Annotated in this window: 20 protein-coding genes and 4 pseudogenes; 7 read left to right on the top strand and 17 right to left on the bottom strand. The window is 72.3% G+C overall.

Going from position 1 to position 22,794, the window contains the following annotated elements; all coding sequences use genetic code 11:
* Window positions 1-29 precede the first annotated feature (29 nt).
* The 3 genes from UK82_RS10935 to UK82_RS10945 all read right to left on the bottom strand — a co-directional run bounded on the left by UK82_RS10935 (window position 30) and on the right by UK82_RS10945 (window position 2,738).
* Window positions 30-1,637 carry an NAD(P)/FAD-dependent oxidoreductase gene (locus UK82_RS10935; RefSeq protein ID WP_082122044.1) on the bottom strand — a complete coding sequence of 536 codons (1,608 nt, stop codon included), beginning with the start codon at window positions 1,635-1,637 and terminating at the stop codon, window positions 30-32.
* A 217-nt stretch (window positions 1,638-1,854) separates the two neighbouring features.
* Window positions 1,855-2,265 (bottom strand): VOC family protein, encoded by a 411-nt coding sequence (locus UK82_RS10940; protein ID WP_044886445.1) that lies wholly within the window; start codon window positions 2,263-2,265, stop codon window positions 1,855-1,857.
* A 5-nt stretch (window positions 2,266-2,270) separates the two neighbouring features.
* A complete protein-coding gene (locus UK82_RS10945; protein WP_044886444.1) occupies window positions 2,271-2,738 on the bottom strand; it encodes a helix-turn-helix transcriptional regulator in 468 nt (155 codons plus the stop codon).
* A gap of 340 nt (window positions 2,739-3,078) precedes the next feature.
* Between UK82_RS10945 and UK82_RS10950 the strand changes: the two genes are divergently transcribed.
* Window positions 3,079-3,528: a nuclear transport factor 2 family protein gene (locus UK82_RS10950; RefSeq protein WP_044886443.1), complete on the top strand. Its 450-nt coding sequence runs from the start codon at window positions 3,079-3,081 to the stop codon at window positions 3,526-3,528.
* Window positions 3,529-3,780: 252 nt separating this feature from the next.
* Complete coding sequence (locus UK82_RS10955) at window positions 3,781-5,196, top strand: FAD-dependent oxidoreductase (RefSeq protein WP_044886442.1); 1,416 nt, start codon at window positions 3,781-3,783, stop codon at window positions 5,194-5,196.
* Window positions 5,197-5,301: 105 nt separating this feature from the next.
* Here UK82_RS10955 and UK82_RS10960 read toward each other — a convergent pair whose 3' ends face one another.
* Window positions 5,302-6,522 (bottom strand): ABC transporter substrate-binding protein, encoded by a 1,221-nt coding sequence (locus UK82_RS10960; RefSeq protein WP_055407040.1) that lies wholly within the window; start codon window positions 6,520-6,522, stop codon window positions 5,302-5,304.
* Between the two features lie 863 nt (window positions 6,523-7,385).
* On the opposite strand from UK82_RS10960, the gene UK82_RS10965 reads away from it, so the two are divergent.
* Window positions 7,386-9,032, top strand: coding sequence for a class I adenylate-forming enzyme family protein (locus tag UK82_RS10965; RefSeq protein WP_055407041.1), 1,647 nt, complete (start codon window positions 7,386-7,388; stop codon window positions 9,030-9,032).
* A 293-nt stretch (window positions 9,033-9,325) separates the two neighbouring features.
* On the opposite strand, the gene UK82_RS10970 is transcribed toward UK82_RS10965, so the two are convergent.
* The 13 genes and pseudogenes from UK82_RS10970 to UK82_RS11020 form a co-directional block, all read right to left on the bottom strand.
* Window positions 9,326-11,038: a bifunctional 3-(3-hydroxy-phenyl)propionate/3-hydroxycinnamic acid hydroxylase gene (locus tag UK82_RS10970; RefSeq protein ID WP_055407042.1), complete on the bottom strand. Its 1,713-nt coding sequence runs from the start codon at window positions 11,036-11,038 to the stop codon at window positions 9,326-9,328.
* 108 nt (window positions 11,039-11,146) lie between these two features.
* On the bottom strand, window positions 11,147-11,344 hold the full coding sequence (locus UK82_RS10975; RefSeq protein ID WP_011604543.1) for a ferredoxin: 198 nt from the start codon (window positions 11,342-11,344) through the stop codon (window positions 11,147-11,149).
* A gap of 127 nt (window positions 11,345-11,471) precedes the next feature.
* The coding region (locus tag UK82_RS37250; protein WP_236705781.1) for an enoyl-CoA hydratase/isomerase family protein at window positions 11,472-11,927 on the bottom strand (456 nt) is incomplete at its 5' end.
* A gap of 1 nt (window position 11,928) precedes the next feature.
* Window positions 11,929-12,251 (bottom strand): annotated as a pseudogene (locus UK82_RS37255) (enoyl-CoA hydratase/isomerase family protein); the annotation flags it as partial.
* 68 nt (window positions 12,252-12,319) lie between these two features.
* Window positions 12,320-12,949 carry a cysteine hydrolase gene (locus tag UK82_RS10985; protein ID WP_044886437.1) on the bottom strand — a complete coding sequence of 210 codons (630 nt, stop codon included), beginning with the start codon at window positions 12,947-12,949 and terminating at the stop codon, window positions 12,320-12,322.
* Between the two features lie 31 nt (window positions 12,950-12,980).
* Entirely contained in the window at window positions 12,981-14,579 is a 1,599-nt protein-coding gene (locus UK82_RS10990) for a class I adenylate-forming enzyme family protein (protein ID WP_236705782.1), read from the bottom strand.
* The gene (locus UK82_RS10995) at window positions 14,576-16,120 is read right to left on the bottom strand and encodes a class I adenylate-forming enzyme family protein (RefSeq protein ID WP_044886436.1); all 1,545 of its coding nucleotides are present in this window, start codon (window positions 16,118-16,120) and stop codon (window positions 14,576-14,578) included. The genes UK82_RS10990 and UK82_RS10995 overlap by 4 nt, the downstream gene beginning before the upstream one ends.
* Window positions 16,121-16,269: 149 nt before the next feature.
* On the bottom strand, window positions 16,270-16,539 hold a 270-nt coding region (locus tag UK82_RS37260; protein WP_304438049.1), incomplete at its 5' end, for an aromatic-ring-hydroxylating dioxygenase subunit beta.
* Between the two features lies 1 nt (window position 16,540).
* A pseudogene (locus UK82_RS37265) lies at window positions 16,541-16,794 on the bottom strand (aromatic-ring-hydroxylating dioxygenase subunit beta); the annotation flags it as partial.
* A gap of 59 nt (window positions 16,795-16,853) precedes the next feature.
* A complete protein-coding gene (locus UK82_RS11005) occupies window positions 16,854-18,164 on the bottom strand; it encodes a Rieske 2Fe-2S domain-containing protein (RefSeq protein ID WP_044886434.1) in 1,311 nt (436 codons plus the stop codon).
* The gene (locus UK82_RS11010) at window positions 18,161-18,772 is read right to left on the bottom strand and encodes a Zn-ribbon domain-containing OB-fold protein (RefSeq protein ID WP_052681217.1); all 612 of its coding nucleotides are present in this window, start codon (window positions 18,770-18,772) and stop codon (window positions 18,161-18,163) included. The genes UK82_RS11005 and UK82_RS11010 overlap by 4 nt, the downstream gene beginning before the upstream one ends.
* On the bottom strand, window positions 18,769-19,935 hold the full coding sequence (locus UK82_RS11015; RefSeq protein ID WP_044886433.1) for a thiolase family protein: 1,167 nt from the start codon (window positions 19,933-19,935) through the stop codon (window positions 18,769-18,771). Before UK82_RS11015 ends, UK82_RS11010 begins: the two co-directional genes overlap by 4 nt.
* Window positions 19,935-20,210 carry a hypothetical protein gene (locus UK82_RS11020; protein ID WP_044886432.1) on the bottom strand — a complete coding sequence of 92 codons (276 nt, stop codon included), beginning with the start codon at window positions 20,208-20,210 and terminating at the stop codon, window positions 19,935-19,937. The genes UK82_RS11015 and UK82_RS11020 overlap by 1 nt, the downstream gene beginning before the upstream one ends.
* Before the next feature lie 249 nt (window positions 20,211-20,459).
* On the opposite strand from UK82_RS11020, the gene UK82_RS11025 reads away from it, so the two are divergent.
* From UK82_RS11025 to hpaH, 4 genes and pseudogenes are all read left to right on the top strand, one after another.
* On the top strand, window positions 20,460-21,020 hold the full coding sequence (locus UK82_RS11025; RefSeq protein ID WP_044886431.1) for a VOC family protein: 561 nt from the start codon (window positions 20,460-20,462) through the stop codon (window positions 21,018-21,020).
* 56 nt (window positions 21,021-21,076) lie between these two features.
* Window positions 21,077-21,170, top strand: a pseudogene (locus UK82_RS42555) (alpha/beta hydrolase); the annotation flags it as partial.
* A gap of 1 nt (window position 21,171) precedes the next feature.
* Window positions 21,172-21,970 (top strand): annotated as a pseudogene (locus UK82_RS11030) (alpha/beta fold hydrolase); the annotation flags it as partial.
* Window positions 21,967-22,773 (top strand): 2-oxo-hept-4-ene-1,7-dioate hydratase, encoded by an 807-nt coding sequence (hpaH, locus tag UK82_RS11035; protein ID WP_044886429.1) that lies wholly within the window; start codon window positions 21,967-21,969, stop codon window positions 22,771-22,773. The pseudogene UK82_RS11030 and the gene hpaH, both read left to right, overlap by 4 nt.
* Window positions 22,774-22,794 lie beyond the last annotated feature (21 nt).

Below are 22,794 nucleotides of genomic sequence, written 5' to 3' on the forward strand. Positions count from 1 at the left end.
GGGTCCTGTCCGGGTCCTGAGCGGCCGCGCTAGGCGCTGAGCGTGAACCCGGTGTAGCCGTCGGCGGCGACGGCGGCGCAGCGCTTGTGGTAACGGCCGACCCCGCCGACGTACGGCATGAACACCCGTGGCCGGCCCGGGATGTTGGCTCCCAGGTACCAGGAGTTCGCCTGCGGGTAGAGCGTGCGCGCGGCGGCGGCGTTGACGTCGGCCACCCAGTCGTCCTCGGCGGCGGGGTCCGCCTCGATCGTGGTCAGGCGGTGGGCGTCGAGGTAGGCCAGGCAGTCGCCGATCCAGTCGACGTGCTGCTCCAGGGAGACGAACGCGTTGGAGATCACCGAGGGGCTCCCGGGGCCTGCCACGACGAACAGGTTCGGGAACCCGCTCATCCCCAGCCCCAGGTAGGTGCGCGGCCCGTGGGCCCAGTGGTCGGCGAGGCGGCGCCCGCCGCGGCCGCGGACGTCCATCGCCAGCAGCGCCCCGGTCATCGCGTGGAAGCCGGTGGCGTAGACGAGGATGTCCAGCTCGTGCACCCGCCCGCCGGCCCGCACCCCGGTCTCGGTGATCTCGGTGATCGGGTCGCGGCGGACGTCGACGAGGGTGACGTTGTCGCGGTTGAACGTGTCGTAGTAGTCGGTGTCGACGCAGATCCGCTTGGTGCCGATCGGGTGGTCCGTCGGCGTCAGCGTCGCGGCGACCTCGGGATCGCGCACGATCTGGCGGATCTTGTCCCGGACGTAGTCCGCGGCGAGGTCGTTGGCCGCCGGGTCGAAGATGAGATCGTCGAAGGCGGCCATGTACTCGAAGCCGCCCAGCCCCCAGCGCGCCGAGAACTCCCGGTCGCGTTCCTCCGCCGAGGCGGTGAGGGCATGGACGCGGTTCTGGCGCAGGAGCATCCCGCCGAACGACCGCCGGGCCCGTTCGCGGTACTCGCCGTAGTGCGCCTTGCGCTCGCGGGCCAGCTCCGGGTCCAGCGGCACGTTCAGCCCCTGGACGCTGAAGTTCGCGCTGCGCTGGAACACGGTCAGGTGGTCCGCGACCTGGGCGATGAGCGGGATGCACTGGATGCCCGAGGCGCCGGTGCCGACGACCCCCACCCGCTGGCCGGCCAGGTCGACGTCCTCGGCCGGCCAGGTCGCGGTGTGCAGGACACGCCCGGCGAAGCGGTCGGCCCCCGGGAGGTCGGGGACGTTCGGCACGGACAGGCAGCCGGTCGCCATCACGCAGAACCGGGCGCGCACCCGCTGGCCCCGGTCGGTCGTGACCAGCCAGCGCCCGTCGCCCTCGTCGAACGTCACCGACGTGATCCGGGTGGCGAACACGATGTCGCGGCGCAGGTCGAACCGGTCGGCCACGTGCCGGGCGTAGGCGAGCATCTCCGGCTGTTCGGGGAAGCGCCGGCTCCACTCCCAGTCCTGCTGGAGCTCCTCGGAGAACGAGTAGGAGTACTCCAGGCTCTCGATGTCGCAGCGGGCGCCCGGGTAACGGTTCCAGTACCACGTGCCGCCGACGTCGTCGGCCGCGTCGTAGGCCCGCACCCGCAGCCCCTGCCCGCGCAGGCGGTGCACCGCGTACATGCCGGCGAAGCCCGCGCCGACGATCAGGACATCGAGATCCTCGAGGTCGCCGGTGAGCATGAGCCGCACGCTAGCCCGAATCTGACGCTCGCGTCAACATGCTCCACCCGCGTCAGCCGCAGGGAAAAGGGCCAGGATGGGCGCCTTCCGGTTGTGGTCGACTACGGAGCATCTGACCTCCTGTTCATGGATCTGGTGCCGACGTGGGTCGCGAGATGCTCGCCGGTGCGGGTGGAGCGGGCATCGCCGTTCGCGACGGCGGGGGGCCGCGGGTCGCTCAGCGGACCTCGTTGATGCGGATCAGGTTGCCGGCGGGGTCGCGCAGGGCGCAGTCGCGAACCCCGAACGGCTGCACGGTCGGTTCCTGGACGATCTCGGCGCCGCTGGCCTGCAGCCGGGTGAAGGTGTCGTCGAGGTCGGCGGTGGCCAGGATGATGCGGGCGTAACTACCCTTCGCCATCATCTCGACGATGGTGCGGCGCTCGTCGTCGGTGATGCCGGGGTCGGCGGCCGGCGGCTCCAGGACGATGCACATGTCGGGCTGCTTGGCGGGGCCGACCGTGATCCAGCGCCTTCCCCCGTAGCCGACGTCGTTGCGGACCTCGAAATCGAGGGTGTCGCGGTAGAAGGCCAGCGAGGCGTCCGCGTCGGTGTGCGGGAGGAAGGTCGTATGAATGGTGAGATCCATGGTGGTCAGGCTAGGCGCGGCTCGGTGACCTGCGCTTCTCGATTCCTGACGGGTCTGGTGACCTGTTTCGCCACGCACGACGGCATTCCCGCCGTGGTGTGCCCCGCCGCACGCCGGTACACGCTCGGCGCCACCCCGACCAGCTCGGTGAAGCGGCTGCTGAAGGTGCCCAGCGACGAGCAGCCGACCGCGAAGCAGACCTCGGTGACGCTGAGGTCGCCGCAGCGCAGCAGCGCCATCGCCCGCTCGATCCGCCGCGTCATCAGGTAGCCGTACGGCGACTCTCCATAGGCAAGTCGGAACTCGCGGCTGAGGTGCCCGGCCGACATGTGCACGCCGCGGGCGAGCGCCTCGACGCTCAGCGGACGGGCGTACTCCCGGTCGATCCGGTCGCGAACACGGCGCAGCCGCGCAAGGTGGCGCAGCCGCGCACGGTCGCGCGGCTGCTGTGCCGTGGCGGTTCTGCTGGTCACCTGCGAGATCGTCTCATGTCACATCGGGCCCGCCCGGCCCCGGCGCACCCGCCCCGCCGGCGGCCACCGCGTCATCAATAAGCACATACAGGTAGACGTAGCCAGTGCTCTGTTGGCAACATGAGCAGCGTCTCAGCGTCTCAGCGGCCGAACGGACCTCAGTACCCGGCCCGATGCCGCAGAGGCGCGCTCCTGACCAAGCAGGCACGCCGAGGCCCACAACTCGCCTCTGGTCGCGGCGCCGGCGGCACCCTCGGTTCCGCGGCGGTCTTCGGCCACCTCACCGACCGGCCGGGCCTGACCCGCGTCCCTGCTCCCGCCAGTCCGATCGGAGATCCACATGGACAATGCTGAGCTGCGGACCCGCGTCGGCGCCGCCCACCTGCTGGCGTCCTACACGTACTTCGCCGACTCCGGCCGGCTCGGGCCGCTGGTGGACCTCTTCCTGCCCGACGCGGTGTTCCGGATCGACGACGACACCAACGTCGGCCGGGACGCGATCGAAGCCTACTTCCGCAGCGCGGGGGAGAGCTTCCGCTCCGTCGACATCCTCCCGGGCCGCCACCACCTCAGCTCGGTCTACATCGACCCCCACCCGGAGGGCGGCGCCGCCACGTACGCCTGCTTCCAGTTCGTCGGCGTCCGCGGGGCGGACCACTGGGGCACCTACCGCGACGAGGTCGTCGAGGTCGACGGCACGTGGCGGTTCGCCCGCCGCCGTGTGACGGTCGAGGGCTTCGCCGTGGACTCGCCGCTGGTGCCCGCCGGCCGCCGGGCGCCGGGTGCGTGACCCCGACGCGCCGACACCCGACGCGCCGACACCCGATGCGCCGACATCCGACGCGCCGACACCCGATGCGCCGACATCCGACGCGCCGACACTCGGCGGTTCGAGCCGATCGGTCGACCCGCCGGGCGGTGTCATCGGAGGATCGTGCCTGTGATCCCGTCCAGTGGGACGCGTCGGCCGGTCGAGGGCGTGTCCGTGCGGTCGCCCGGTAGGGATCCGGCCGGGTAGCCGTCCGTCAGAAGGAGTCGCCGTATGGCCGATGATGCCGTGAACGCCCCCCTGACCGTCGCCGTGATCGGCTCCGGTCCGGCGGGCTTCTACACCGCGGGGGCGTTGCTGGAGCAGTCCGCCGTTCCGGTCCGCGTGGACCTCTACGAGCGGCTGGCCACGCCGTGGGGCCTGGTGCGGGCCGGGGTGGCGCCGGACCATCCGAAGATCAAGGCGGTGTCGTCGGTGTACGCGGCGACTGCGGCCGACACACGCTTCCGCTTCTTCGGCAACGTCGAGGTGGGTCGGCACGTCTCCCGTGAGGAGCTGGTCGAGCGCTACGACGCGGTGGTGTACACGGTCGGCGCGCAGGGCGAGCGGCGGCTGGGGATTCCGGGCGAGGACCTGCCGGGCAGCGTGTCCGCGGTGGACGTGGTGGGCTGGTACAACGGTCATCCCGACTTCGCCGACCGGGCGCCCGACCTGTCCGGCCGGCGCGCGGTGGTGATCGGGGCGGGCAACGTCGCGCTCGACGTGGCGCGGATCCTGTGCTCCCCGGTCGAGCGGCTGGCCGCGACCGACATCGCCGACCACGCCCTCGACGCCCTGCGCGCCAGCGCCATCGAACAGGTCGTGGTGGTGGGTCGCCGCGGGCCGGCGCAGGCGGCGTTCACCACCGCCGAGCTGCGCGAGCTGCCGGAGTTCACCGGGGCGCCGGTGGACGTCGACCCCGCGGAGGTCGCCGAGCAGCCCGGCGAGGAGAAGCTGTCCCGGCTGATCCGACGCAACCTGGCCGTGCTGCGCGACTACGCCGCGGCCCTGCCGTCGCAGCCGTCGCCGACGTCGCAGCCGGCGCCGGCGGGGACGCGGCGGATGGCGCTGCGGTTCCTGCGCTCCCCGGTGGAGATCCGCGGGGAGGGCAGGGTGGCCGAGGTGGTGTTCGCCCGCAACCGGCTGGAGGTGGACGCCGAGGGCTGGGTCAGCGCCGTCGACACCGGCGAGCGGGAGGTGTTCCCGGCCGACCTGGTGGTGCGGGCGGTGGGCTACAAGGGCCTGCCACTGGCCGGCCTGCCGTTCGACGAGCGCCGCGGGATCATCCCCAACGACGCCGGGCGGGTCGCCGGGGCGGACCGTGAGTACGTGGCCGGCTGGATCAAGCGCGGTCCGACCGGGATCATCGGGACGAACCGCAAGTGTGCCGTCGAGACGGTCGCCACGCTGCTCGCCGACGTCGCCGAGGGCCGGCTGGCGCGCCACCCGCGGGCCGGCGGCGTCGACCCGGTCGGCGAGGGCGAGTCCTGGCTGCGCGAGCGCCAGCCCGACCTGGTGACGGAGGCCGGCTGGCGGCTCATCGACGCGGCGGAGCGGGCGTCCGGCGAGCCGGCGGGCCGGCCGCGGGTGAAGCTGACCACGCTCGACGCGCTCGTCGACACCGCGCTCACCCGCACCCTGACCGTCTGATCGTCTGACCGGCGACCGGGTGACCTGGCACCCGGCTCCGGTCCCGCGGTACGGCGGCGGGACCGGAGCCGGGGCGGAGCGGTCAGCGGCAGATCGCCGCCGGGATCAGTTCTCCACGCAGACGGGCTTGTCCCCCTTGGGGGTCGTCAGCTTGCCGCCCACGACCTTGGCGTACCAGTTGCAGGCGCCGACCTTGTTGGGCTGGCCCTTCGCGAACGTCAGCGGCGGCGACCACTCGCCGAGGGACTGGCCGTTCAGCGCGTACAGCCCGTCGAGGATCTCGGCGCTGGTGGGCGTCGCCGAGACGTTCTTCGCCGCGGCGGCGAAGAACAGCCCCGCCTGCCACCCGCGGCTGGCGAAGCCGTCCGGGTCGTTCTTGGTGTACTGCTTCAGTGCGGCGGTGAAGTCGGCCAGGTAGGGCTTGTCCCCGAACCACAGCGGGGCCCCGGAGGTCAGCCACGCGCCCTCGCTGGCCGGCTGGATGAGGTTCGGCTGGAACACGCCGCCGGAGAAGACGTACGTCGGCTGGTAGCGCTGCGTCGAGCAGTCCTTGATGAGCCGCGCGGTGACCTGCGCGGGCACGTTCGTGATGACGGCCTTCACGCCCGCGCTGCGCAGCGACAGGCACTGCGAGGTGTAGTTCGGCGCCGAGGCCGACGCGGTCTGCACACCCGCCGAGGAGATCCCGAGGCGGGCGGAGATGCCGGAGATCAGACCGTTCGCCTCCGCGCACGCGGCCTGCTCGGCGCAGACGATGGTGCCGAACTTCGGCGAGCCGGCGAGCTTCACGCTGTACACCTCACCGGTGAGGTACTCGAGCGAGTTGGACGTCGCGGCGAAGAACATCGGCGACTTGCCGTACTGGGCCGTCGTGGTGATCCCGCCGATGACGGGGATGTTGTGCTGCTCGACGTAGCTGCGCCAGGAGCCGTCGGTGGCGCCGGCGAAGTTGCCGACGAGGGCGAGGACCTTGTCCTGCTCGACGAGCTGGTGGACGGCGGCGATCGACTTCGTCGGGTCGCCCTGGTCGTCCCGGCTGATCACCTCGACCGGGTGGCCGGCGATGCCGCCGTGCGCGTTGACCCACTTCGACCAGGCGACGAGGGCGTCGAGCCCGCGCTGGTTCTGCGGGCCGAAGGCGCCGCTGTACAGGCCGACGTTACCGATCTTCAACGGTGTTCCGGTGGGTGCCGCCGTGGCGGCGGCGGGTGGGGCATCGGCCTTCGCCCCGCCATCGCTGCTGCCCCCGCAGGCCGACACGGTGAGTAATAAAGCGGCGAAGGCTGCGATACAGCCGGACAGGGTCCGTCGTCGCCTCGATGCCATCGGTGTATCCCCTTGTCAGGTGTGCTCGACCGGCGGAGCCGACGCAAGGTCGTCAGTGCGGCCGGTCGATCGCCGTGATGATTTGTCAATGCGGGCGGGATGGCGGTTGCCAGTTCGTGTGGAGACCCGGAATCCCGCCGATCCGCCCGCAGGAGCCGCATCTTCCCGCTTGGATGTTCTGACGTCAATGTCACATCCGGGAGGGGTCACGGCGGCGTCCTGGCCGGGGCGCCGCCGTGCGTACGGGGTCTGCCGGGCGGCGGCCGGTGGAACGCACGCGCCCGGCTAACCAGGGGGACAGGCGCCGTCACCAGGCATATCGAACGCCGGGCCGGCATCGGCCCGGGCGGCTCACCCGACCGTGCGGCGCGTCGGACCGCACGACTGCGCGGCGACGCCGGAAGGCGGCCCGGGGCCGGGAATGACTGCGTATAATCTTTCCGTTCTGGCGGCGGTGTTTCGCATTTCGCGACGCGCTAATCCCGGTAGCGGGTATCGTGAGCCGCTTCCTCGGTCCGGTGGCGCTGCTTGGCGCGGCTCGGCGTGGGGCGCCCTCGGCGCGAAGGCGGCAGGCGAATCGTCGTCGCGGAACGGAAATCGGCCAGAGCCCGGAAATATGCCCCTTTCGGCCCTTCGTGCCCCCGAACACCGCCATCTTTCGATCACTGAGAGCGACTTTCGCGGTGGCGGTGCGGGCGGCGTCGGCAGGCCCGGCGGCCGCCGGGGTGTCGAGCGGGTCCGCGACGGTTCCGGAACTTCCCTGATTCTTCTGATTGCTGTAGACACAGTGTCAGATGCTGCGGTGGTGCGGCGTCTCGCGGGCTGTGCCGCGAGGGGTCCGGACGGGTGGGGAGGCCAGGTCGATGAGCTCTGCTGACGCGTCGCTGCGGCAGTGGTGGGAGCTGGTGGAGTGGCGGGCCGCGGCAACGCCCGACCTGCCGATGCTGGTGGACAACCACGACCGCCGGATCAGCTTCGGCGAGTTCCGCGAGCTGGCCCTGCGGGTGGCCGCAGGCTTGGCCGCGACCGGGGTCGGCGCCGGCACCCAGGTGAGCTGGCAGTTGCCGACCACCATCGAGAGCGCGGTGCTGATGAGCGCGCTGTCCCGCCTGGGCGCGGTGCAGAACCCGATCATCCCGCTGCTGCGCGAGGCCGAGGTCGACTTCATCGTCGAGCAGCTCGGCACGACCCTGCTGATCGTCCCGGCGGTGTTCCGCGGCTACGACTACCGGCCGATGGCCGAGGCCATCGCGGCCCGGCGCGGCCTGCGCACGATGGTCTGCGATCCCTACCTGCCGCCGGACCCGGCGACGGCGCGGCTGACCGGCCCGCCGGTGGACACGGACTGGTTCGCCGACTTCCCGCTGCCGCTCGGGGACCCCGCGACCCTGCCGCCGCCGCCACCCCCGCCCACCGGCGACGCCGACGCCGACGTGCGCTGGGTGTTCTACTCGTCGGGCACCACGGGCTTCCCCAAGGGGGCGCGCCACACCGACGCCTCCGTCATCGCCGGGTCGAACTCGATGGTGTCCCAGCTCGGGTTCGACGAGACCGACGTCGCCTCGATCGCCTTCCCGATCGCCCACATCGGCGGGTCGAGCGTGCTGTCGCTGGGCCTGCGGACGGCCTGCAAGGTCGTGCTCGTCGACATCTTCGACCCCCGCACGGCCCCGCTGGCGCTGGCGCGGCACGGCTCGACGATGCTCGGCAGCGCCGCGCCGCACTTCCACGCCTACTTCAACGCGCAGGCCGCCTTCAACGCCCAGCGCGCCGACGGCCCGGAGCCGCTGTTCGCCCGGCTGCGGTTCTTCATGGCCGGCGGGGCGCCGAGCGAGCCCGGCATGCACGACCGCGCCATCGCGGAGCTCGGCGGCGACGGCCTGATGAACGGCTGGGGCCTGACCGAGTTCCCGATGGCCGGCTACCCGTCGCCCGGCGATCCGCCCGAGCGGCTGCGCACCGCAGCGGGCCGCCCGGGCCCCGGCGTGCGGATCAGCGTCCGCGACCCCGACGGCACGGAGGTTCCGCGGGGCCAGGAGGGCGAGCTGTGCATCGCCGGCCCGCAACTGTTCGCCGGCTACGTCGACGCCTCCCTCGACGCCGAGGCCTTCACTTCCGACGGCTACTTCCACACCGGTGACCTGGGCATCCACCATCCCGAGGGCTGGATCTACATCACCGGGCGGCTCAAGGACGTCATCGTCCGCAACGCCGAGAACATCTCCGCGCTGGAGGTGGAGAACGTCCTGCTGACCCATCCCGGCATCGCCGAGGTGGCCGTCGTCGGGCTGCCCGACCCGCGCACCGGCGAGCGGTGCGCCGCGTTCGTGGTGCAGGCCGAGGGTGCGGGCCCGCTCACCCTGCCCGACCTGGCCGCCTTCTGCCGCGAGAAGGGCCTGGCCGTCTACAAGACGCCCGAGCGGCTGGAGCTCCTCGACACCATCCCCCGCAACGCGATGGGCAAGGCGCTGAAGAAGCAGCTACGCGAGTCCGTCACCGCCAGCGCCTGACCTCTCGGATCCGCGTCCCGCCCGCGGATTCCGCTGCGAAGGTGCGGGCGGTGACCCGGGTCGCCGAACCCGCCACCGAGGAGCTGTGGCTGACCCGTGCCCGACACTGCTCGGCCGGTCAGGTGGAACGGCTCGTCCGCCCCACCAGCAGCGCCACTCCGGCCGGTAGCGGCACCTCGGCCGGCGACGCTACGGATACCCAGGAGCGATCGGCTCGGTCGTCGGTCATGGTCGTCGACGGTTCGGCCGCGGTCGCCTCGTGGGGAGGTGACCGCGGCCGGAGGGCGTCCGGGTCAGGAACGCGGGCTGGCCGTGGGTGGGGAGACCGGGTCCGTGGCGTCGCCGAGGGCGGCGGGCGGCACTCCCAGCAGAGAACGAAGCCGCCGCGTCGTGGCCTCCAACTCCGCGGCCGGGCAGACCGCCAGCACGTACCGGTCCGGGCGCAGGATGATGATCTCGTCGGCGGGGCGGCCCAGGCGCAGGTCCCGGAACGCTCCGTCGATGTCGCGGACCAGCAGTGTCCCGGTCGCCGGCTCCGCGTTCGCGGTGGCGGCGGTCGCCGTCGCGGCGCTGTCCTCCGCGGGTGCGCCGCGCCGGGCGGTGCGGGCCGGATCGACCCGGATGGTCAGCGCGCCCAACGCCCGCCAGAACGCCAGACCCTCCGCGGACAGCGTGGCCGCCGGGTCGCGCCCGATGCCGATGACGGCGAAGGACGGCCCGACGACATCGTCGAGCTTCATCCGCAGCCGGTCGGCGGTCTCCACCGACGGCTGGCCGAACATGCGGCCCACCGGGGAGTTCTTGTCCGGGGCGGCTGGGGCCAGGACCGCACCCTCGGTGTAGCGGGGCAGCGGCTTGTACTTCATCTGCAGGATGTAGTCCCGAGCCCCGGGGATGCGCTGGACGCCGACGAAGAACGCGTCGCGCACCCGTTCGGTGAACCGGTTGCGCGGCTCGTACATCGCGCCGACCCGGGTGGCGAAGGAGACCATGGTCTCGGCGTGGGCGCGCCGCTCGGCGTCGTAGCTGTCGAGGAGGCGTTCGTCGGCGCGGCCGGCGAGCACCGCGGCGAGCTTCCAGCCGAGGTTCGTCGCGTCCCGGATCCCGGAGTTCATCCCCTGGCCGAAGAACGGCGGCTGCAGGTGGGCGGCGTCGCCGGCGAGGAACACCGGGCCGACCCGGAAGGTGGTGGCGATGCGGGAGTGGTGCCAGTAGATCCGCCGCCGGGAGATCCGCGGCATCGGCGTGTCCTGGTAGTGCCGCGCGAGCAGACCGAGCACGACCTCGTCGGTCACCATCCGCTCGTCGGTCTCGTCGGGCAGCAGCTTGAACTCGAAGCGGCGGTGCCCGTAGGGCAGCGGGATCGTCATCGACGGGCGGACCGGGTCGCAGTGCACCGCCGAGTAGGGCGCGTCGAGCTGGTCGTCGGAGACGTCGACCACGAGCCACTTCGACGGGTTCGTCTCGCCCACGAGCTCGACGCCCACACTGCGGCGCACGAAGCTGCGCCCGCCGTCGGCGCCGACGAGGTAGCGGGCGCTGACCGTGACGTCCTCGCCGTCGCGGGTGCCGGTCAGCACGACACCACCGTCGGCGGTGCGCTCCAGCCCGGTCACCTCGGTGTCGGTGAACAGCCGCACGCCGGGGAAGCGGTCGAGCCCACGGCGCAGCGTCGCCTCCATCAGCGGCTGGAAGAACAGGTTGCGCCGCGGCCAGCCGAACGGCTGCCCGCTCGGCCCCACGTGCGCGAGGACCTTGCCCTGCGAGTTGTGGTAGCGGATCGGCGCGTTCTGGATGCAGTCGGCGAGCACCTCGTGGACCAGGCCGACGGCCTGGAACGTCCTTAACGACTCGTCGTCCACGGCGACGGCCCGCGGATAGTCGATGACCCCGGACTCCCGGTCGAGCACCACGGTGCTGACCCCGTAGGTACCCAGCAGGTTGGCGAGCGTCACCCCGCACGGTCCCGCGCCGACGATCGCCACATCGGCCGATTCGCTGATCATTACCGTCTCCTCGTTCCCGCCCGGAGCCGATCGCGGTCGCGTGCGCCGTGGCGGCTCGGTCGCTGTCCTGCGGTGCTGTCCTGTGCTGTCCTGCCGCCCGTCGTAGCCTCAGTCGGCCAGGACGGAGATGGCCTGCTGGGGGCAGGCGGCGACGCCGCGGCGGGCGTCATCCTCGGCGCCCGCGGGCACGGCGACGTCGCCGTTGAGCGCGGTGAAGCCGTCGTCGTCGAGCGGATACAGCTCCGGGTTCACCAGGTAGCACTGGCCGTGGCCGGAGCACTCCTGCTGCTCCATGTGGATACGCATGCGTTGGTCGTCCTCGTCGGCTGGGATGGGAGGTCGTGCTGGGATGGGAGGTCGTGCCGGGATGGGAGGTCGTGCTGGGATGGGAGGTCGTGCTGGGATGGGAGGTCGTGCCGGGGGATGGGGGCGGTCAGCGGAACCGGGGCTTGCGCTTCACGTTGGGCGGCACGGGGCTGCCGCCGCGGTTGCCGCGCTGGGTGTACGACAGCCCGGCGCGCTGGGCCAGCGACGGGGTCATGTCCAGGGACTCCCAGATCGCGCGGATGGTGCCCTGGATGGCCTCCGGGCGGCGCGCGGCGATCTCGGCGGCGAGCTGCGCGGCCCGCGGCCAGAGCTGCTCGCGGGGCACCACCTCGGTGACGATACCCAGCCGCAGGGCCGTCTCGGCGGTGAGTCGCTCGTCGTTGCCGAGCAGCGCCCAGCGCAGCACGTCGCCGAGGGGGATGTTGCGGGCCAGCATCCCGATCGGCTCCAGCGCGGAGACGAGGCCGCCGTTGGCGTGCGGGTCGAAGAAGGTGGCGTCCTCGGAGCAGATGATGATGTCCGACTCGTTCAGGAAGTACATGGCGCCGCCGGCGGCGATGCCNTGCACCGCGGTGATCACCGGCTTCCAGACGAACTGCTTGCGCGGGCCGAGGCGGACCCCGGGGTCCTCCTGGTTCCACAGGTTCTGGTCGTTCCACCAGGGGCCCTCCTGGATGTCCAGCCCGGTGCAGAACGCGCGCTCGCCGGCGGCGCGCAGGACGGCGACGCGCACGTCGTCGTCGTCGCGGACCTCGTGCCAGACCGCCTCCATCTCCAGCGTCATCGTCTCCGTGAAGGAGTTGAGCCGTTCGGGGCGGTTGAGGGTGATGGTCGCGACGTGGTCGTCGACCTCGTAGAGGACGGTCGTGAGGTCCTTGAGCGGCATGAATGTTCCTCGGGAGTGGGCGAGCCGGCTGGGCGGGGCTGGATCTGGTGGGGGAGTGGTCCGGGGGATCAGGCGCTGGCGTCCCAGACGCCGGCGCCCGCCTTCAGCTCGGCCACGACGTCGTCGACGGTCGTGATCCTCGTGACCATGGCCAGGAAGTTGTCGAGCATGAACCGGTGGGTCTCGGCGGAGGCGCCCGCGGTGGCATCCTCGGGCAGCACCACGTGGTAGCCGCGGTTGACCGCCTCCAGCGCGAGCCCCGGGATCGCGACGTTCGTCGACACGCCCGCGACGACCACGACCCGGGTGTCGGTCAGTCGCAGCATCGCGTCGAGGTCGGTGCCGTAGAACGCGGTGAGTCCCGTTGCGCGACTGCTGACCAGGTCGCCCTCGCGGGGGGTCACCGGTTCGGGGACCTCGACGTCCACGCTGCCGGCGATCATCGTCCGGCGCTTGATGGCCATCGCGGACAGCGCCGAGTTCGCACGCAGGCCGACCAGGTCGGGCCGGTGTTCGATGATGGCGTGCACCACCGGCAGGCCGGCGGCGCGGAACGCCTCCGCGAGCGCGCCGATGCGGGCGCCGACGCCCCGCGACTCGGCCTGCTCGGCGAGCGCGGGTAGCCGGCTCACCGCCGGATCCACGATGCCGCGTTGGAACTCGCTGATGACCAGCGCCGGCCGGCCGATGATGAGCATGCTGATCGTCCTCTGCTGTCAGACTCTGTTGTCAGACGCCGATGCGCCGGCGCAGGTCGGGCAGGGCGACCTTGCCCATCGCGTTGCGCGGCAACGCCTCGACGATCTCGAGCCGCTCCGGGAGCTTGCGCTTGTTCAGGCCGCCGGCGAGCAGGTGCTCGCAGAGCTGGGACAGCGTCGGCGGCGCGGCGGCGTCCGCGGGTACGACCACGGCGCAGACCCGTTCGCCCGTCACCGGATCCGGCACGCCGAGCACCGCCACGTCGGCGACCCCGGGATGCCCGGCCAGCGGCTCGGCGACCTCCCGGGCGGAGATGTTCTCCATGTTCCGGATGATCACCTCCTTGAGTCGGCCGGTGACGGTGAGGTAGGACCGCTCGTCGACGAAGCCGAGATCGCCGGTGCGGAAGAAGCCGTCGGCGTCGAACGCGTCGGCGTCGAGGGCGGCGTCGACGTAGCCGAGCATGAGCTGCGGGCCGCGGACCCGGATCTCTCCGGACTCCCCGGGGTCGGCGCGCGATCCGTCGGGGCGCACGACGACGACCTCGGCGCCCTCGCCGGGCGGACCCTCGGTGCTCGCGTGGTCGGCGTCGGCGTCGTCCGCCCGCCCCCAGCAGACGTAGGGGCATTCGGTCATCCCGTAGCCCGAGACGACGCCCACCCCGCCGAGGGTGTCGCGGACCTCGGCGTGCAGGCTCGCCGGGCGCGGGGAGCCGCCGCAGAGGAACACCCGCGCCCGGGGGAACAGCCGCGCGTCCGGGGTGGCGGCCTGGCGGGCCAGGTAGGCCCGGATGAACGGCACCCCGGACCCGACGATCGTCACGCCGTGGGCGGCCAGCAGGTCCGGCGTGCTCGCCGGGTCGAACACCTCCGCGGTCACCAGCGAGCTGCCGCAGCGCAGCGCCGTGAGGAGGTGGGCGAGCCCGCCGATGTGGGCGATCGGCGCCAGCACCGCGACCCGGTCGTCGGCCGTGACCGCCAGCGCGTCGCTGAACGTGGTGGACGCGGCGAGCAGCGCCCGGTCGGTGTGCCGGGCGCCCTTGGGGGCCGAGGTGGTGCCCGAGGTGTAGAGCAGCCAGCGCACCGGCGCCGCCGACGGCTGCCCGGACCCGTCCGCCGGGTCCGCCGGGTCCGCCGGGTCCGGGGGGAGACCGGCCGGGTCGGCGTCGGTCAGCTCGGCCACGTCGGTCAGCTCGGCCACGTCAACCACGTCGAGGCCCGGCACCTCGGCGGCGACGGCGCGGGCCATGGCGAGGTGGTCGAACCCGCGGAAGCTCGCCGGGACGATGAGCAGCCGGGTGCCGGCCTGCCGGGTGATGAACCCGACCTCGCGCTCCCGCAGCATCGTCACCAGCGGGTTCTGGACCGCGCCGAGCCGGCTGAGCGCCGCGGCGAGCACCATCGTCGAGATCCGGTTCGGCACCTGCCAGGAGACGACGTCGCCGCGGCCGATGCCGCGGGCCGCCAGCCCCGCGGCGAGCCGCTCGACCCGGTCGCGGAACTGCGCGAACGTGACCCGATCTCCGCCCGCGTCCACCGCGAGCAGAGCGTCGGGTGTCAGCGCCGCCCGCGTCCGGGCGAGCTCCCACAGCGACGCCACCCCGGACGCGACCCCCGACGCCGGGCTCACGGGGATTCGGGCGCGGCGAGTTCTGCCCGTAGCTCCCGCTTGAGGATCTTGCCGGCCGGACCGAGGGGCATCTGGGTGCGGAACGCGAAGCCGCGTGGCTGCTTGTAGCCGGCGAGCTGCTCGCGGGAGAGGGTGCGTAGCTGCGCCTCCAGGTCCTCGGTGGTGATGTCGCCCTTGGGCACCACGACCGCGATCGGGGTCTCGCCCCACTCCGGGTGCGGGATGCCGACGACGGCCACCAGGTCGACGTTCGGGTGCGCGCCGAGCACCCGCTCGATCTCGGCCGGGTAGACGTTGAACCCGCCAGAAATGATCATGTCGGTCTTGCGGCCGGCGATGTGCAGGTAACCGCGCTCGTCGAGGCGGCCCAGGTCACCGGTCCACAGGCCGTCGGGCCGGAAGGTCTCGGCGTTGGCCTCGGGCCGGTTCCAGTAGCCGCGGGCGACCGAGTCGGCCTTGACGACGATCTCGCCGACCTCGCCCCGGGGCAGCTCCACGCCGTCTTCGCCGACGATGCGGATCTCCGCGTGCGGCGTCTCCCTGCCACACGAGCTGCGCAGCGCGTCGTCCCCGGCGAAGATCGCCCGGTGATCCTCGGGAGTGAGGATCGTGACCTGCCCGCCGGCCTCGGTGGAGCCGTAGCGCTGCTGCAGGTCGCAGCCGAGCTTGCGGGCCGCCTCCTCGGCGAGGCCGGGCGGGGCGGGCGCCGAGCCGTAGCTGATCCGTCGCAGACTGGACACGTCGATGCCGGGTCGGTTGTCGAGCTCGCGCAGCGTGCGGATCAGCATGGTGGGGATGAACGTCGTCATCGTGACCTTCCACCGCTCGATCGTCTCCAGCACGGCGACGGGGTCGAAGCGGGGATGGATGACCATCGTCTGGCCCAGGTACATCCACGACAGCGTCCGGATCATCCCGCCCGCGGTGAAGAACGGGGTGGTCGCCAGGAACACGTCGTCATGGCGGGACTCGGTGGAGATCGTGGTGTCGAGCACCTGGGAGAGCAGGGTGCGGTGCTCGTGCACCACGGCCTTGGGACGACCGGTCGTCCCGCTGGTGTAGAGCAGCAGGTGGATGTCGCTGTCGGTGAGGTCCGCCGGGGTGGGGTCGGCGTCGCGGCCGGCGGCGAGTGCCTTGGCGTAGTTCACCCCGACCGAGTCCCCGCCGATCTCGATGACGGTGTCCAGGGCGGCCAGCGGCGCCCCCGGCCCGTCGACGTGGTCGGTGTGCACGATGGCCGCCCGCGCCCCGCTGTCGGACAGGACGTAGTCGACCTCCGGCCCGGAGAGCCGGATGTTGATCGGCACGAGCACCAGGCCCGCCTTGGCGAGCCCGTAGGTGATCTCCGGCCACTCCGGGGTGTTGCGCGCGCAGACGGCGACCCGGTCACCCTTGACCAGCCCCCGCCCGAGCAGGTAGGTCGCGATGCGGTTGGCGCGCTGGTCCAGCGACCGCCAGGACAGCTCCTCGTCCTCGTACACCACCGCGGCCTTGTCGGGGTAGCGGCGGGCATTGCGCCGGGCTATGTCGCCGATCAGCATCGTTCCTCGCAACTCGGGCGGGCGGAGCCGACCGGCGCCGACGCGAGGTCGGGCCGGCGGCGCCGGAATTCGGATCAGGAAGGGCGGCCCGGGATCGAACGGGCCGCCTCAGACCAAGGAGGGCCGTCTCAGATCAAGGACGGGCCGCCTCAGACCAGGAAGGACATCGTGGAGACGGGGCCGCCGGCGTTGACCAGGTGGACGGTCTTGGCGGCCAGCTTGAGGTCCCCGCCACGCGCCCGGATCCGGTACTCGTAGCGGCCGGCCCAGACGGTCAGATCGAACCGGTACTCGTAGATCACGAAGTTGCCGGCCACGGTCGTCGTGTCGGCGTCCTGGGCGACGACTTCCAGGTTCGTGATCAGCCGGCGCAGCACCGACGGCGGGGTCTGGGAGTGCCGGTTGCCGGAGTTGAGCTGNGCGATCCGGCTGCGGATCCGGCGGCGGTTGTCGTAGATGTAGGAGACGTTGACCTTCGGGTCGTGGTCGGGGTGCATCGGCACCCAGTACTTGGCGTCGTCGTCCCACAGCGCCTCCCACTCCGAGTACCGCGCCTCGTCGGCGAGGCGGGCCTCGGTGTAGATGAAGGAGGCCAGAGCTGGGTCGACGCCGGCGGCGGGCACGGCGCCGGCGGGCGCCGCGGCGGCGGCGCCGAGGCTGGTGAGGTCAGACATGGTGGGCGGGCTCCCTGCTGCGATGGCGGACGGCTGCCTGGGGCGGTGGACGTCCCCGGTCAGGCGTCGGGGGCGGTGGTGGTCCCGGTGAGCACCTGCGACCAGTGCTTCCACCAGCCGCGCTGCGGCGTCTCGGCCGACTTGTCGTGGTTGACGATGCCGGTCTCGTCGGTGATGTCGGACTCCTCGCCGCGGCGCAGCACGACCCACTCGGGCGAGCCCGCCGCGAGGCCGAGCTGGTTGCGGGCGCCGATCTCGCCGTCGTCGGCGATGAGGAACCCGGCCGGCCCCATGGCACCCTCGCTGCGGCGCAGGGTCTTCTCGTTGACCTCGTCCGCGCCCGGGATGAGGGCGGGCGTGGTGTAGGCGATCGCCCGGCCCGGTCCCAGCGGCTCCACCGTCATGATGTTCATCTCGGCGAGGAACAGGTTCGGGAAGATCAGCGTGTGCGGGGGGCCGACGACGAACGCCCGGTGGGTGTCCTCGGCTCCGCGCGCCTCCTCCATGGCGGCCACGTAGTTCGGCAGCTTCTCCCGGCGGATCCGGCCGAACCAGATGAACTCCTCGTCGAGGCGGCTGTACTCCTTGGCGTAGTCGATCTCGGAGTGGCCGTTGCCGAGGTCGCGGACGTACACCTCGACCTTGGACGGGACGTGGGAGACCTTCGCCGGCTTCACCGCGTCGTACACGGAGGCGTGGGTGAACAGCGCGTGGTAGCCGTCCACGTTGTTCTCCATGACCATCTTCCAGTTGCAGCGCATGTCGTGCTTCATCCAGCCGGCGCGCAGGTTCAGCTCGCCGGTGGGGGACAGCGCCAGCAGCCGGTCGAGGGCGACCGTCGAGTTGCCCAGATGCTCGCGCAGGGTGATCGCCGGCGGGTTCAGCGAGGCGAAGACGAAGCCGCCGTAGCTGTCGACGGCCGCGGCCGGCGCGAGCCCCATGGCGTCGCGCACCTCATGGAAACTCGACCCGTAGCCGTCGCGCATCGGCACGCCGGTGAGGTGGCCGTCGTTGCTGAACGTCCAGCCGTGGTACGGGCAGCGGAACGACGAGCTGTTGCCGGCGTCGGCGTTGCACAGCCGGTTGCCGCGGTGCGTGCAGCGGTTGGCCAGGACCCGGACCTCGCCGTCCTTGCCCCGCACGACGATCCACGGCTCGCCGGCGATGCGGCGGGTGACGTAGTCGCCCGGCTCGGGGACCTCGCTGTCGTGGGCGACGAACACCCAGCCGTTGCGGAAGATTCGGTCCATCTCCTGGTCGTACACCTCCTGGGAGGTGTACACGGAGCCGTGAACGCGGTCCGGTTCGACGAGCGCGGCGACGTCCACCTTGCCGACACCGACAGGCGCCGACGTGTCCAACTCGGTCATTGTGAGACCTCCGTCTCGGATGGAACTGGTGCGGGGGCGGTGCCGGTTGCCCTGGGCGAGTCGGGGGTGGCGGCGTCGGAGGGTTCGGAGGGGTCGGAGGGGTCGGGGAGTTCGGAGGGTTCGGAGGTACTGAGGGCTGCGGCAGGCACCGCCACCCCGCCGACGATCCGAAAGCCGACGGTGACGGGCCGGCCGATCGCGGGCGCGGACCCGGTGGCGGTCAGCGTGGTCATGATCAGTCGATGCCCGCTGGTGAGCTCGACATCCAGGACGGGGTAGGGCTCGGTGACCCGGACCAGGCCCGGCTCCCGCCGGTGCACGAGGGTCACCGCATGCACGGTGCCGGCGCGCTCGACCGGGCGCCAGCGGATGTCGGTGGCACCACAGCCGTCGCAGGCCCGCTGCTCCAGTTCGAGGGCCAGCCCGCAGGCCGCGCAGAACGGCAGCGTCAGCTCGCCCGCGGCGGCGCCGGCGTAGAGCGGGGCGAGCGACCCGCCGGCCAGCGGCGCCAGCGCCGCGTCGACCAGCCAGTCCCCGGCGTCCGGCGCATCCGGCGCGTCCGGCGCGGCGAGCGCGGCGGGGAGGGCGGCGTCGGTGCTCGGGTTCATCGGGACGGCTCCAGGTCGAGGATCAGGCAGGCGTGGTGGTCGACCCGGCCGCCGATGCCGCCGACGAGGGCGGTGCTCGCCCCGGGCACCTGGCGTGCCCCGCCGGCGCCGCGCAACTGGACCACGGCCTCGGCCAGCGGCGTCATCCCCTGCAGGTAGAACCCGGAGAGCTGGCCGCCGCCGGTGTTGACCGGCAGGTCGCCGCCGGGGGCGGTGGCGCCGGAACGGACCACCTTGCCCGCCTGCCCGGGCTCGACCAGGCCGTACTCCTCCAGCAGCAGCAGGGTCACCACGCTGAACGGGTCGTAGAGCTCGATGACGTCAAGGTCGGCGCGGGTGAGCCCGGCCATCGCCAGCGCGCCGTCGACGGCGGCCCGGCCGCCGCCGAACCATGACTCGCCCGGGGCACGTCGCCGGCGCATCGGGTGGGCCTGGCCCATCCCGCGTACGTGGATGCGCGGGGCCGGGCCGGGCGTGGCCGCGCCGCTGACGACGAGGGCGACCGCGCCGTTGACCGGCCGGGCGCAGTCGAGCACGCGCAGCGGGGTGGAGATCATCCGGCTGGCGAAGTAGCCCTCGGCGTCCAGCGGCTTGCGCACCACCGCGTCCGGGTTGCCCAGCGCCCAGGCGCGGGTCGACACGGCCACGGCGCACAGGTCCTCGGGGTCGCCGCCGGACACCGCGAAGTAGCGCGAGGCGAGCAGGGCGTAGGTGGGGACCGAGCCGAGCACGCCGCTGGCCCGCTCCAGCCCGCGGGCCCCGTCATTGCCGCCGCTGTGGGCGTAGGTCGACCCCGACGTGCCGCCCGCGCGCAGCGGCGCGTCGGCGAAGACGCAGACGACGGTGCTGGCCAGGCCCGCCCGGATGGCGAGCACCGCCCGCTGGATCATCGCGACCGCGGTGGCGCCCTTGATCTCCACGTGCTCGAGCAGGCGCAGGTCGCCCAGGCCGCCCTGGCGGGCCAGCGCGACCCCCAGCCGGTCGGGGCGGACCCCCTGGCTGGAGTTGACGAGCAGGCCGTCGACGTCACGGGCGGTGAGCCCCGCGTCGGCGAGCGCACTCGCGACGGCCTCGATGGCGAGATCGACGGGCACGCCGCCGGCCGAAAGCGACATGGATGTCAGACCGAGGCCGACAACCGCGGGCTCGAGGGGCGGGGCCATCAGCTCTGGGCTCCCGGGCCCGCCAGCGCGGAGTGCCGCACGGGACTGCGCTCCTCCCGGTAGGCGCCCACCCGGAGCCAGTCCAGGCGATCTTCGGGCGCGGCCAGGCACAGGCTCGCCAGCTCGATCGGAGACAGCAGGATCGACGCGCCGGTCTCGACGTCCTCGACCAGCAGGCGGGGGGAGTTTCCGCGGCGGTCCACCGAAACCCGCACGGCGGCGAACTCGTTGGCCAGCTCGGCGGACTCCAGGCCGTCGTGGCGCGGCCGGCTCACCGGTGCCCCTCTCGGTCCGGCCGCCCGCCGGTGGCGGCACCGGTGACGGACGGACGCGCTCCGGGGGATCTGGTGGAGGCGGGACGGTTCATGGCCCTAGGGTATACTCACTGTCAGAAACGGTGCTGGACTCACGCTCGATCCCGCCGCCCGCGGCCTGGGNGTCCGCCGGACCGGGTCGTGGCCCCGCTGCGGGATCCTGCCNGCCCGCCGAGGACAAGCGTTCCCGTCGACCCCGAGGGATGGATCATGGCTGCTCCCCCGCCCGCTCAGCTCACCCACGTCGGTCTGTACGTCAACGACGTCGACCGCATGGTCAACTTCTACTCGGAGCTACTCGGCCTGCTCGTCATCGACCAGGGCGACTTCCTGGGCCGCCGGCTGACCTTCCTCAGCCGCCGCGCCGACGAGCACCACCAGCTCGTGCTCGTCTCCGGCCGTAAGGTCCCCGAGGGTGAGATCGCGCTGCTCAGCCAGGTCTCCTTCCGCCTCACCGACGACGACCTCACCTCGCTGCGCTGGTTCCACGACAAGGCCCTGGAACTCGGCGCGACCGGCATGGAGGGTCGTAACCACGGCAACAGTTGGAGCATCTACTTCCTGGACCCGGAAGGGAACCGGTTGGAGCTCTATACCCCGACGCCGTGGTACGTCAGCCAGCCCTGGCGGGTGGCGCTGGACCTGGCCGACACCGACGAGGTGATCCGGGAGAAGACCCAGGCTCTCATCGAGGAGACGGCGACCTGGTCGCCGGTGGAGACGTGGAGCGCGTCGGTGGCGCAGCGCCTGCGCGCCGCCGAGAACGACTGATCGCTCAGCGCCCGACGAGTCATCCCGACCCGACCAACGAGGATCGTGAGCAGCGCATGACCGACGAGGTCCCGTACCGCAGCATCTGGACCTACCTGCGGGACGTGCCGTTCCGCCAGGACTGGATCGACATCGACGGGGTGTCCACCCNCTACGTCGAGGCCGGTTCCCCCGACGCCCCGGCCGTGCTCATGCTGCACGGCACCGGGGGGCACTGGGAGACCTTCGCGCCGACCATCGGCCCGCTGAGCAAGCACTTCCGCTGCATCGCGGTGGACATGGTCGGCAACGGCTTCTCCAGCAAGCCGGACTACGACTACGAGATCGCCGTCTACGAGCGCCACCTGCTCGGCCTGCTCGACGCGCTCGGCGTGCAGACCACGTACATCATCGGCATGTCGCTGGGCGCGTGGGTCGCCGCCCGGCTCGCCATCGACGAGCCGGACCGGGTCCGCAAGCTGATCCTGATGTCGCCCGCGGGTCTCATCGCGACCGCGTCGAACATGGCCCGCATCCGGGCCGAGCGCACCGCCGCGGTGGACAACCCCACCTGGGAGTCCACCAAGGCGATGTTCAACCACCTGATCGCCGACGAGGCCAACCGGCTGCCCGACGTCATCGCCCTGCGCCAGGCGATCTACCGGCTGCCGGAGACGCGCAAGGTCATCGACCACGTGCTGATCCTGCAGGACCCCGACGCCCGCGAGCGCAACCTCATCCCGCCGGACCAGTGGTCGCGCATCGCCGCCCCGACGCTCGTCGTCGCCTCCGGCAAGGACTTCGGCGAGTACCAGAACACCGCCCGCCAGGTCGCCCGGCTGATCCCGGACTCGCAGGTCCTGGAGATGCCCGAGGTCAAGCACTGGCCGCACTTCGAGGACCCGGAGCTGTTCAACCCGGCGGCGCTGGCGTTCCTGCTGGGCGGGCAGAACGAGTCCGAGAACGCATGACGCTCGATCCCGAACTCGTCGAGGACGCCGCCGCGCGCCTCGACGAGGCCGAGCGCACGCTGACCCCGATCCCGCAGTTGTCCCTGCAGTACCCGGACATGACGATCGAGGACGCCTACGCCGTCCAGCGCGCCTGGACCGAACGCAAGCTGGCCGCCGGCCGCGAGCTGCGCGGGCGCAAGATCGGCCTGACGTCGCGGGCGATGCAGCAGGCCGTCTCGATCACCGAGCCGGACTACGGCGCGATCTACGACGACATGTTCTTCGACGACTCCGGGGTCGTGCCCGCGGGCCGGTTCATCCGCCCGCGGGTCGAGGTCGAGCTCGCCTTCGTGCTCGCCGAGCCGCTGTCCGGTCCGGGGGTCACGATCTACGACGTGCTCGACGCCACCCGTTACGTCACCCCGGCGCTGGAGATCCTCGATGCCCGGGTGCAGATGAGCGACCCGGCGACCGGGCACCTGCGCACCATCGTCGACACCATCTCCGACAATGCCGCCGACGCGGGGATCGTGCTCGGCGGACGCGCTGTGCGTCCCGACGAGGTGGACCTACGCTGGGTGTCGGCGCTGCTGTACCGCAACGAGACGATCGAGGAGTCCGGGGTTGCCGCGGCGGTGCTGAACCATCCGGCGAACGGCGTCGCGTGGCTGGCGAACAAGCTCGCCCCGTACAAGGTGGGTCTCGACCCGGGCCAGGTGATTCTGGCAGGCTCGTTCACCCGGCCGGTGTTCGCCCGCTCGGGCGACACCTTCCACGCCGACTACGGCCCGCTGGGCGCGATCACCTGCCGCTTCGCCTGAGCGGGCGGGGCGAGGAGAGGT

Origin of the sequence: Frankia sp. ACN1ag (assembly GCF_001414035.1) — a bacterium.
Classification (GTDB): Bacteria; Actinomycetota; Actinomycetes; order Frankiales; family Frankiaceae; genus Frankia; species Frankia torreyi.

Coding starts and splice junctions, on each gene's coding strand:
- hpaH (WP_044886429.1), top strand. CDS start 21,967: ATGACGCTCGATCCCGAACTCGTCGAGGACGCCGCCGCGCGCCTCGAC.
- UK82_RS10985 (WP_044886437.1), bottom strand. CDS start 12,949: ATGCTCATCATCGGCCGGCCGGCGCTGGTCATCAGCGAGTTCCAACGC.
- UK82_RS10935 (WP_082122044.1), bottom strand. CDS start 1,637: ATGCTCACCGGCGACCTCGAGGATCTCGATGTCCTGATCGTCGGCGCG.
- UK82_RS10955 (WP_044886442.1), top strand. CDS start 3,781: ATGGCCGATGATGCCGTGAACGCCCCCCTGACCGTCGCCGTGATCGGC.
- UK82_RS10995 (WP_044886436.1), bottom strand. CDS start 16,120: ATGCTGATCGGCGACATAGCCCGGCGCAATGCCCGCCGCTACCCCGAC.
- UK82_RS10950 (WP_044886443.1), top strand. CDS start 3,079: ATGGACAATGCTGAGCTGCGGACCCGCGTCGGCGCCGCCCACCTGCTG.
- UK82_RS11025 (WP_044886431.1), top strand. CDS start 20,460: ATGGCTGCTCCCCCGCCCGCTCAGCTCACCCACGTCGGTCTGTACGTC.
- UK82_RS10970 (WP_055407042.1), bottom strand. CDS start 11,038: ATGATCAGCGAATCGGCCGATGTGGCGATCGTCGGCGCGGGACCGTGC.
- UK82_RS10940 (WP_044886445.1), bottom strand. CDS start 2,265: ATGGATCTCACCATTCATACGACCTTCCTCCCGCACACCGACGCGGAC.
- UK82_RS10975 (WP_011604543.1), bottom strand. CDS start 11,344: ATGCGTATCCACATGGAGCAGCAGGAGTGCTCCGGCCACGGCCAGTGC.
- UK82_RS11010 (WP_052681217.1), bottom strand. CDS start 18,772: ATGAACCCGAGCACCGACGCCGCCCTCCCCGCCGCGCTCGCCGCGCCG.
- UK82_RS10960 (WP_055407040.1), bottom strand. CDS start 6,522: ATGGCATCGAGGCGACGACGGACCCTGTCCGGCTGTATCGCAGCCTTC.
- UK82_RS11015 (WP_044886433.1), bottom strand. CDS start 19,935: ATGGCCCCGCCCCTCGAGCCCGCGGTTGTCGGCCTCGGTCTGACATCC.
- UK82_RS10965 (WP_055407041.1), top strand. CDS start 7,386: ATGAGCTCTGCTGACGCGTCGCTGCGGCAGTGGTGGGAGCTGGTGGAG.
- UK82_RS11005 (WP_044886434.1), bottom strand. CDS start 18,164: ATGACCGAGTTGGACACGTCGGCGCCTGTCGGTGTCGGCAAGGTGGAC.